This is a genomic window from Blastococcus sp. KM273129 (assembly GCF_021698995.1).
GTDB lineage: Bacteria > Actinomycetota > Actinomycetes > Mycobacteriales > Geodermatophilaceae > Blastococcus.
The window spans coordinates 19550-28754 of sequence record NZ_SSXB01000048.1; the positions used below are offsets into that span (position 1 = coordinate 19550).

Here is a 9205-nt window from a genome sequence, read left to right on the forward strand (position 1 = left end):
GCCGAGGGCGCCCGGCGGCCGGGCCCCCTCGACGACGGGGGCCCGGGCGGCCGCGGCCCCCGCCCCCGGCGTGAGCCGGTGAGCAGGACGCCGCGGCCGCCCGGGCCGGGGTCCATCGCGTCGTGCGGAGGGTCAGCTCTGCCGCAGCGACCGCAGCACGTACTGCATGATGCCGCCGTTGCGGTAGTAGTTCGCCTCGCCAGGGGTGTCGATCCGGACGCGGGCGTCGAACTCGACGTCACCGGCCTTGACCTTCACCGTCCGCGGGGTCTCGCCGTCGTTGAGCGCGGTGATCCCGGTGATGGTGAACTCCTCGTCGCCGGTCAGGCCGAGCGACTCGCGGTCCTGGCCCTCGGGGAACTGCAGCGGCAGCACGCCCATGCCGATGAGGTTGGAGCGGTGGATCCGCTCGTAGCTCTCGGCGATGACCGCCTTGACGCCCAGCAGCGCCGTGCCCTTGGCCGCCCAGTCGCGCGACGAGCCCGAGCCGTACTCCTTGCCGGCCAGCACGACCAGCGGGATGCCGGCCTCCTGGTAGGCCTGCGAGGCGTCGTAGATCGTCGTCGTCTCGCCGGTCAGGTGGTTCTTGGTGACGCCACCCTCGGTGCCCGGGACCAGCTGGTTGCGCAGCCGGATGTTGGCGAACGTGCCGCGGATCATGACCTCGTGGTTCCCGCGGCGGGAGCCGTAGGAGTTGAAGTCGCGGCGGTCCACGCCGTGCTCGCGGAGGTACTTGCCCGCGGGGCTGTCGGCCTTGATCGAGCCGGCCGGCGAGATGTGGTCGGTGGTCACCGAGTCGCCGAGCACCGCGAGGGTGCGGGCGCCGGTGATGTCCTCGACCGGGGCCGGCTCGGCCGGCATGCCCTCGAAGTACGGGGGACGGCGGACGTAGGTGCTGTCCTCCGCCCAGTCGAAGGTGTCCCCGGTCGGCGTGGGCAGGTTCTGCCACTGCTCGGTGCCGGCGAACACGTCCTCGTAGCTGCGGCCGAACTGCTCCGCGGAGACCGCCTGGTCGATGACCCGCTGGACCTCCTGCGGCGAGGGCCAGATGTCGCGCAGGAAGACGTCGTTGCCGTCGGCGTCCTGGCCCAGGGGGTCGTTGTTCAGGTCGACGTCCATGGACCCGGCCAGGGCGTAGGCGATGACCAGCGGCGGCGACGCCAGGTAGTTCATCTTGACGTCGGGGTTGATCCGGCCCTCGAAGTTCCGGTTGCCCGAGAGCACCGAGACGACGGCGAGGTCGGCCTCGTTGACCGCGTTGGACACCGGCTCGGGCAGCGGGCCGGAGTTGCCGATGCAGGTGGTGCAGCCGTAGCCGACCAGGTAGAAGCCGAGCTTCTCCAGGTACGGGGTGAGCTCGGCCTTCTCGTAGTAGTCCATGACGACCTTGGACCCGGGGGCCAGCGTCGTCTTGACCCACGGCTTGGTGGCCAGCCCGCGCTCGACGGCGTTCTTCGCCAGGAGCGCGGCGCCGATCATCACCTGCGGGTTGGAGGTGTTGGTGCAGGAGGTGATCGCGGCGATGACCACGTGGCCGTGGTCGACCTCGGTCTCGGTGCCGTCCTCCATGACCACGCGGGTCGGCTTGGACGGGCGCCGGCCGACGTCGTGGCCGTCGAAGTGGTGCGGCTTGCCGGCCTCGCCGTTGCCGTGCGTCTCGGCGACCGGGTCGGAGGCGGGGAAGGTCTCGGCCACGGCCTCGTCGACCGAGGAGGTGACGCCGTAGGGCTTCTCCTGCGCCGGGACCCCGGGCTTGCGGTCCTCGCCGCCGGTCTCGCCGTCGGTCACGTAGTCGGCCAGCGCCTCCCGGAAGGCGGGCTTGGCCTCGGTGATGGCGACGCGGTCCTGCGGGCGCTTCGGCCCGGCGATGCTCGGGACGACGGTGGCCAGGTCGAGCTCGAGGTACTCGGAGAACTGCGGCTCGCGCGACGGGTCGTGCCAGAGGCCCTGCTCCTTGGCGTAGGCCTCGACCAGCTTGACCTGCTCCTCGCTGCGGCCGGTGAGCTGCAGGTAGGTGATGGTCTCCTCGTCGATGGGGAACATCGCCGCGGTGGAGCCGAACTCGGGGCTCATGTTGCCGATCGTGGCCCGGTTGGCCAGCGGCACCGCCGAGACGCCCTCGCCGTAGAACTCGACGAACTTCCCGACCACGCCGTGCTGGCGCAGCATCTCGGTGATGGTGAGCACCAGGTCGGTGGCGGTGGCGCCGTCCGGGAGCTGACCGGAGAGCTTGAAGCCGACCACGCGGGGGATGAGCATCGAGACCGGCTGGCCGAGCATCGCGGCCTCGGCCTCGATGCCGCCGACGCCCCAGCCCAGCACGCCCAGGCCGTTGACCATCGTGGTGTGGCTGTCGGTGCCCACGCAGGTGTCGGGGTAGGCGACGACGCGGTCACCCTCCTGGCGCGGGAAGACCACGCGGGCGAGGTGCTCGATGTTGACCTGGTGGACGATGCCGGTGCCCGGGGGGACGACCTTGAAGTCGCTGAACGCGCCCTGGCCCCAGCGCAGGAACTGGTAGCGCTCGCCGTTGCGCTCGTACTCGATCTCGACGTTGCGCTCGAAGGACTCCGGCGTGCCGAAGACGTCGGCGATCACCGAGTGGTCGATGACCAGCTCGGCCGGCGCGAGCGGGTTGATCTTCTGCGGGTCGCCGCCGAGCTCGGCCATGGCCTCGCGCATCGTGGCGAGGTCGACGATGCAGGGGACACCGGTGAAGTCCTGCATCACCACGCGGGCCGGGGTGAACTGGATCTCCTGGTCGGGCTCGGCGTTCGGGTCCCAGCCGGCCAGCGCGCGGATGTGGTCGGCGGTGATGTCCGCGCCGTCCTCGGTGCGCAGCAGGTTCTCGAGGAGGACCTTCAGGCTGAAGGGCAGCTTCTCCGCGCCCTCCACCGCGTCGAGCCGGTAGATGTCGTACTCGGTGCCGTCGACGGCGAGCGTCGACCGGGCTCCGAAGCTGTCCTTGCTGGCTGCCACTTCTCTGCGCCTACCCCTCGTGGTTCATCACGCGTCGTTGACCACCCCCGATCATCCCAGCCCGCGGCCGGGACCACCGAGTCAGGCGACCCTTTCCTCACCCGGTGACCTGTGTCACGGGCGGCGAAACGCGCGGGCGCCGGGCGTCCCTCCCGCCCGGGCAGGCGCAGCAGCCCCACCGCTCGCCGGCGGACGGCGTGCCGGGTGCGCGCGCCGCGTCCGTGCGGGGGCGCGCGGTTAGCCTCCCGCGCCATGACCGCGCTCGACCCGTCGGCCCCCGCGCCCGCGGCGGCCCCGCCCGCCGTCGAGCCGGCCGCGTCCGGCAGGCGGGGACGCGCGGTCACCGCCGTCCTCTGGGCAGCGCTGCTGCTGGTGTTCGCGGCCACCTGCGCGGTGCGCGGCCTGCCGACCGACCGCGTCGTCCTGCTCGGCTGGGTGCTCGCGGGGCTGGCCGTCACCTCCGTGACGCACGGCCGGCGGCGGCTCGTGCGCCTGCTCGCCGACTGGCTGCCGCTGGTCGCGGTGCTGCTGGCCTACGACGCCACCCGCGGCCTGGCCGACGGCCTGGGCATGCCGGTGGCCGTCGAGGAGGTGGCCGATGCCGACCGCTGGCTCACCGGCGGGGTGCTGCCCACCGTCTGGCTGCAGGAGCACGTGCAGGCCGACTGGTGGAAGGCCGTGGCGACGCTGGTCTACAGCAGCCACTTCGTCGTCACCCCCGTGGTGCTCGCGGTGCTGTGGCTGCGCGACCGGGCCCGCTGGGCGCGCTGCGCCCGCCTGGTCGTGGCGCTGTCCCTGGCGGGGCTGGTCACCTACGTCCTCTACCCGGCGGCCCCGCCGTGGCTGGCCGCCAAGCAGGGCGTGATCGAACCGGTCGCGCGGATCAGCAGCGCCGGGTGGGAGGTGCTCGGGCTGCCCCGCGCCGGGGTGCTGCTCGACGCCGGGCAGGGGCAGGTGAACCTCGTCGCCGCCGTCCCCTCGCTGCACACCGCGTTCGCCGTTCTCATGTGCACCGTGCTGCTCCCGCTGGCCCGGCACGGCTGGCAGCGTGCGTGCCTGGTCGCCTACGCCGTGCTCATGCCCGCCGTCCTCGTGTGGTCGGGGGAGCACTACGTCGTCGACACGCTGCTCGGCGCCGCGTACGCCTGCGCGGTGGTCCTGCTGGCGCCGCCGGCCGGGCGCGCGCTGCGGGCGGCGGGGCGTGCCGCCCGACCCCTACCGTGGCGGGCGTGACCGGCACCGTCCCCGCCCCGCTGCCCGGCTGGCTGACCGCCGCCCGCCGCATCACCGCGCTCACCGGCGCGGGCATCTCCACCGACAGCGGCATCCCCGACTACCGAGGGCCGAACGGTGTCTGGACCCGCGATCCCGACGCCGAGAAGCTCGTGACGCTCTCCTACTACGTCGCCGACCCCGACATCCGGCGCCGGGCCTGGCTGATGCGTCGGGACATGGGTGCGTTCGACGTGCGGCCCAATCCCGGGCACGCCGCGCTGGTCGACCTCGAGCGGCAGGGCCGGCTGCGCGCGCTGGTGACCCAGAACGTCGACGGGCTGCACCAGGCGGCGGGGTCGGACCCGGCGATGGTGGTGGAGATCCACGGCACCGTGCACGAGGTCGAGTGCCTGGGGTGCCGCGCCCGGACGACGATGGCCGAGGCGCTGGACCGGGTGGCCGCCGGGGAGCCGGACCCGCCCTGCCTCGACTGCGGCGGCATCCTCAAGTCGGCGACGATCAGCTTCGGGCAGGTGCTGGAGCCCGACGTCGTCGAGGCCGCGGTGGACGCCGCGCGCGACTGCGACGTGCTGCTCGCGGTGGGCACCTCGCTGCAGGTGCACCCGGCGGCGGGGCTGGTCGACGTCGCCGTCGCCCACGGGGCGCGGGTGGTGGTGGTCAACGCCGAGCCGACGCCGTACGACGACGTCGCCGACCTCGTCGTCCGCGAGCCGATCGGGACGGCGCTGCCGCGGCTGGTCGCCGCCGGCTGACCGCAGTCCTCCCTCACCGCAGCGCGTCCTCCCTCGCCGCGCACCGCGAGGGAGGAGGCGCCACGATCAGGTCCCCTGATCCCGGCGGGACGGCGGAGTCGCGCGCCGCTCGTCGCCGTCCCCGCCGACCGATAGCGTGACGGGGACCACGTCGACGGCCGGCCCGCACCGGCCCAGCACCCCGGGAGCCGGCATGCGCGTACCCCTCACCAGTCGCGACTTCCTCGACCGCGCGGAGCTCGTCTACGGCGACCGCGTCGGCGTCGTCGACGAGCCGGCGCAGCCCGCGCCCTCGCTGGGCGAGGTGTCCTACCGCGAGGTGGCCCGGCGCGGCCGCGCGCTCCAGGCGGGCCTCGACGAGCTCGGCGTGGGCGAGGGCGAGCGGGTGGCGATCGTCAGCCACAACTCCGCGCGGCTGCTCGAGCTGCTGCTGGCGGTGCCCTCGTCCGGCCGCGTCGCGGTGCCGGTCAACTTCCGGCTGCAGCCCGAGGAGGTCGAGTACATCGTCGGGCACTGCGGCGCCCGTGTGCTGCTGGTCGACCCCGAGCTGGAGACCTCCCTCAAGGGCGTGCGCGCCGAGCACCGGTTCGGCACGGGGGAGGAGTACGAGCAGCTGCTCCGGTTCGACGTCGAGCCGCGGCCGTGGGCGGAGCCGGACGAGGACGCCACCGCGACGATCAACTACACCAGCGGGACGACGGCGCGGCCCAAGGGCGTGCAGATGACCCACCGCAACATCTGGGTCAACGCGGTGACCTTCGGGATGCACATGCAGGTCAGCGACCGCGACGTGTACATGCACACGTTGCCGATGTTCCACTGCAACGGCTGGGGGCTGCCCTACGCGATGGCCGGCGTCGGCGCCCGCCAGGTGGTGCTCCGCAAGGTCGACGGAGCGGAGATCCTGCGCCGGGTCGACCAGCACGGCGTGACGCTGATGGCCGGCGCCCCGGCGGTGTGGAACGCCGTCCTGGACGCCGCCGCCGACTGGGACGGCGAGATCCCGGGGCGCGACCGGGTGCGGATCATCGTCGCGGGGGCGCCGCCGCCGTCGCGGACGATCGCGCGGGTGGAGGCCGAGCTCGGCTGGGAGTTCAACCAGATCTACGGCCTGACCGAGACCGCCCCGCTGCTCACCATCAACCGGCCGCGCGCCGAGTACGACGACCTCGACCCGGAGGAGCGCGCCAAGCGGCTCTCCCGGGCCGGCGTGCCGTCGATCGGCACCCGGATGGCGATCAGCGACAGCGGCGAGGTGCTGGCGCGCAGCAACACGGTGCTCGCCGGCTACTGGGAGAACCCCGACGCCTCCGCCGAGGCGCTCGAGGGCGGCTGGTTCCACACCGGGGACGGCGGCTCGCTGGACGAGCAGGGGTACCTGACGATCTCCGACCGCAAGAAGGACGTGATCATCACCGGTGGTGAGAACGTCTCCTCGATCGAGGTCGAGGACGTGGTGTTCAGCCACCCGGCGGTCGCGGAGGTCGCGGTCATCGGCATCCCCGACGACAAGTGGGGGGAGATGGTCACCGCCATCGTCGTCCTCGCCGAGGGGGAGCAGGCCACCGAGGCCGACATCATCGCCCACTGCAAGGCGCGGATCGCCGGCTACAAGGCGCCCAAGCGGGTGGAGTTCCGCGACGAGCTGGCCCGCACCGCCACGGGCAAGATCCAGAAGTTCAAGCTCCGCGAGGACTTCTGGGCCGGCTCCGAGCGCAGGGTCAACTGAGGCAGGGCCGGGCGCGGCGGCTCAGCCGTCGCGCTCGGCCACCATCCGGTCGGTGACCCGCCGGATGCGGGCCGCCTGCCGGGAGAGCGTCATGTCGAGGACGCGGTCGACCGGTGGGACCTCGCCGAGCCGCGCCAGGCCCATCCACCGCGGCACGGAGACCGTGCGCGACCAGTAGGACCCCAGGCTGCGCGCCACCTGGTCGGCCACCCGCTCCGTGCGGATGCCGGGGGAGAGCCGCCCCTCGGCGTCCTCGTCGGAGACCGGCGGCTCGCCCCGGCCGCGGACGAGCCACTCCGTCGACACCGGCCCGGGGGCGATCGAGTGGACCCGCACGCCGCGGGCGGTGACCTCCCGCCGCAGCCCCTTCACGAAGCCGTGCGCGCCGGCCTTGGTCGCGGAGTAGACGGCCAGCGGCGGCACCTGCGACAGCGCGGCGGCGGAGGCGGTCACGAGGACGTCGGCGCGGCCCCGCTCGGCGGCCGCCGCCAGCAGGTGGGGGAGGGCGAGGCGGGCGAGGTCGACGACCCCGGTGAGGTTGGTGGCGATCATCGTCTCGACGGCCTCCTGCGGCGTGTCCTCGACCAGCCCGGCGTAGCCGATCCCCGCGTTGAGCACCACCGCGTCCAGGCGGCCGTGCTCGGCGAGCACCCGCTGGACCAGCGCCACCCGGTCGGTGGGGGAGCGGACGTCGGCCGGTGCCCCGGTCGCCCCGTCGACGCCGGCCAGCGCCTCGGTCAGCCGGTTCCGGTCGCGGGCGCAGGCCACCACCCGCGCGCCGCCGGCGGCCAGGCGGTGGACGACGGCGCGACCGATGCCGGTGCTCCCGCCGGTGACGAGGACGACGCGGTCCTGGAGGTCGGGCACGGCGCGGTTGTGCCCAGGCCCCACCGGGCACAACCGCGCCGTGCCCGACACGAACCCCGTCCCGCCCACCTACGTCGACGCCACCCGGCTGTGGGTCGACTCCCGGCCCCGGGCGTTCGTCCAGCGCCGGGCCGAGGCGGCGATCCTGCGACGCCTCGGCGGCGACGTCCGCGGTGGCACCGTCCTGGAGCTGGGCACCGGACGGCGGGGCACCGGCCTGCGTCTGGCCCTCGACGTCTTCGGGGCCGGCCGTGCCGAGGGCGTCGAGCGGTTCCCGGCGAGCGTGGCGGCCTGCCGGGCGGCGGTCGCCGACCTCGGGAACCGGGTCGAGGTGCGCGAGGGCGACGTCACGGCCCTCGCTGCCGGGGACGGGTCCTACGACGCGGTCTTCGCCTACCACGTGCTGCACCACGCCGAGGCCTGGCGGGACGTGGTCCGCGAGGTGGCGCGCGTGCTGCGGCCGGGCGGCCGGTTCTACTCCTGCGAGATGACCGCCCGCTTCGTCGACAGCCGCCCGTTGCGCGCGGTCGCCTTCCACCCCGCCGACGGCGACCGGCCCACCCCGGCGGCGCTGGCCACCGCCTGCCGTGAGGCCGGGCTGGACGTCGTCGCGCAGGAGACCCGCCTCGCCGGCTGCTGGACGGCGCTCGTCGCGACCCGGCCCTGACCGCACGCGGACCCCACCCGGAGGGGTGAGGCCTCCTCAACGGTCCCGCGCCACCGTCCGATGCACCCCGAGGGTCACCCGTCCGGGTGCCCCTCGGACGTCGGGAAGAGGCAGCGGTGGGCAGCGGAGCGCGGACGTGCGCGGAGCGCAGCAGGACCGGGACCACGACCGGGCGCGGCCGGACGGCGCGGCGGGCCCTCGTCGCGGTGCTCCTGGCCGCGACCGCCGTCGGCCTGACGCCGTCGGCGGCCGGTGCGGCGCCGCGCAACCCCAGCGACGCCGAGCTCGGTGCCGCCCAGCAGGCCCGGGCCGACGCCGCCGCGCGCGTGGGGCAGATCGGCGCAGAGCTGGCGCAGGCCCGGACGCACGTCGAGGAACTGCACCAGCAGGCGCTCATCGCGCTGCAGGACTACGAGGACAAGCAGGCGGCCCACGACGCCGCCCGGGCCGCCGCCGACGCCGCGGCCGCCGCGGCGGTGCAGGCGGCCGCCGACCTGCAGCAGGGACGTGACGACGTCGCCTCCTTCGCGCGGGCCAGCTACATGCAGGGCTCGACCTCCCCGGGCATCACCGCACTGCTCAGCGCAGCGGGGCCGGCCGAGCTGATCGAGCGCTCGGCCCTGCTGGACGCCGCCGGGGTCAACCGGGTCGAGGTGGTCGCCGAGCTCACCGTCCTGGAGCAGCAGGCCGCGACGGCGGAGCAGGTCGCCCGGCAGGCGACCGAGCAGGCCGCCGCCGTCCAGCAGGAGGCGGCCGCGCTGCTGGCGAGCGCCCAGTCCCAGGAGGTCGAGGCGCGCCGGCAGGCGGACGCGCTCGACGCCCGGGAGGACGGCCTCCAGGCCGAGCTGCAGCAGGCCCAGCAGGTGCTCGACGGCCTCGAGGGCGCCCGGACGGCCGCGCAGGAGGCCGCGGCCCGCCAGGCCGCCGCGCCGGCGCCGCCGCGCACCCCGGCCCGACCCGTCGCCACCCCGAACG

The 9205-nt window shown here is 74.6% G+C and carries 6 protein-coding genes and 1 pseudogene; 5 read left to right on the forward strand and 2 right to left on the reverse strand.

The annotated features are described in order from the left end of the window. Nucleotides 1-132: 132 nt before the first annotated feature. The gene (locus E9565_RS14065; protein ID WP_236826731.1) at nucleotides 133-2979 is read right to left on the reverse strand and encodes an aconitate hydratase; all 2847 of its coding nucleotides are present in this window, start codon (nucleotides 2977-2979) and stop codon (nucleotides 133-135) included. 252 nt (nucleotides 2980-3231) lie between these two features. Here E9565_RS14065 and E9565_RS14070 point away from each other — a divergent pair, with 252 nt between their 5' ends. The 3 genes from E9565_RS14070 (at nucleotide 3232) to E9565_RS14080 (ending at nucleotide 6696) form a co-directional block, all read left to right on the forward strand. After that, a complete protein-coding gene (locus E9565_RS14070; RefSeq protein ID WP_236835539.1) occupies nucleotides 3232-4212 on the forward strand; it encodes a phosphatase PAP2 family protein in 981 nt (326 codons plus the stop codon). Then, nucleotides 4209-4967, forward strand: coding sequence for a Sir2 family NAD-dependent protein deacetylase (locus tag E9565_RS14075; protein ID WP_236835541.1), 759 nt, complete (start codon nucleotides 4209-4211; stop codon nucleotides 4965-4967). Before E9565_RS14070 ends, E9565_RS14075 begins: the two co-directional genes overlap by 4 nt. Nucleotides 4968-5160: 193 nt before the next feature. Then, a complete protein-coding gene (locus E9565_RS14080; protein WP_236835543.1) occupies nucleotides 5161-6696 on the forward strand; it encodes a long-chain-fatty-acid--CoA ligase in 1536 nt (511 codons plus the stop codon). 21 nt (nucleotides 6697-6717) lie between these two features. On the opposite strand, the gene E9565_RS14085 is transcribed toward E9565_RS14080, so the two are convergent. Further along, the gene (locus E9565_RS14085; protein ID WP_236826735.1) at nucleotides 6718-7563 is read right to left on the reverse strand and encodes an SDR family oxidoreductase; all 846 of its coding nucleotides are present in this window, start codon (nucleotides 7561-7563) and stop codon (nucleotides 6718-6720) included. Between the two features lie 40 nt (nucleotides 7564-7603). On the opposite strand from E9565_RS14085, the gene E9565_RS14090 reads away from it, so the two are divergent. Further along, nucleotides 7604-8230: a class I SAM-dependent methyltransferase gene (locus E9565_RS14090; RefSeq protein ID WP_236835545.1), complete on the forward strand. Its 627-nt coding sequence runs from the start codon at nucleotides 7604-7606 to the stop codon at nucleotides 8228-8230. Between the two features lie 116 nt (nucleotides 8231-8346). After that, nucleotides 8347-9205 (forward strand): annotated as a pseudogene (locus E9565_RS14095) (hydrolase); the annotation flags it as partial.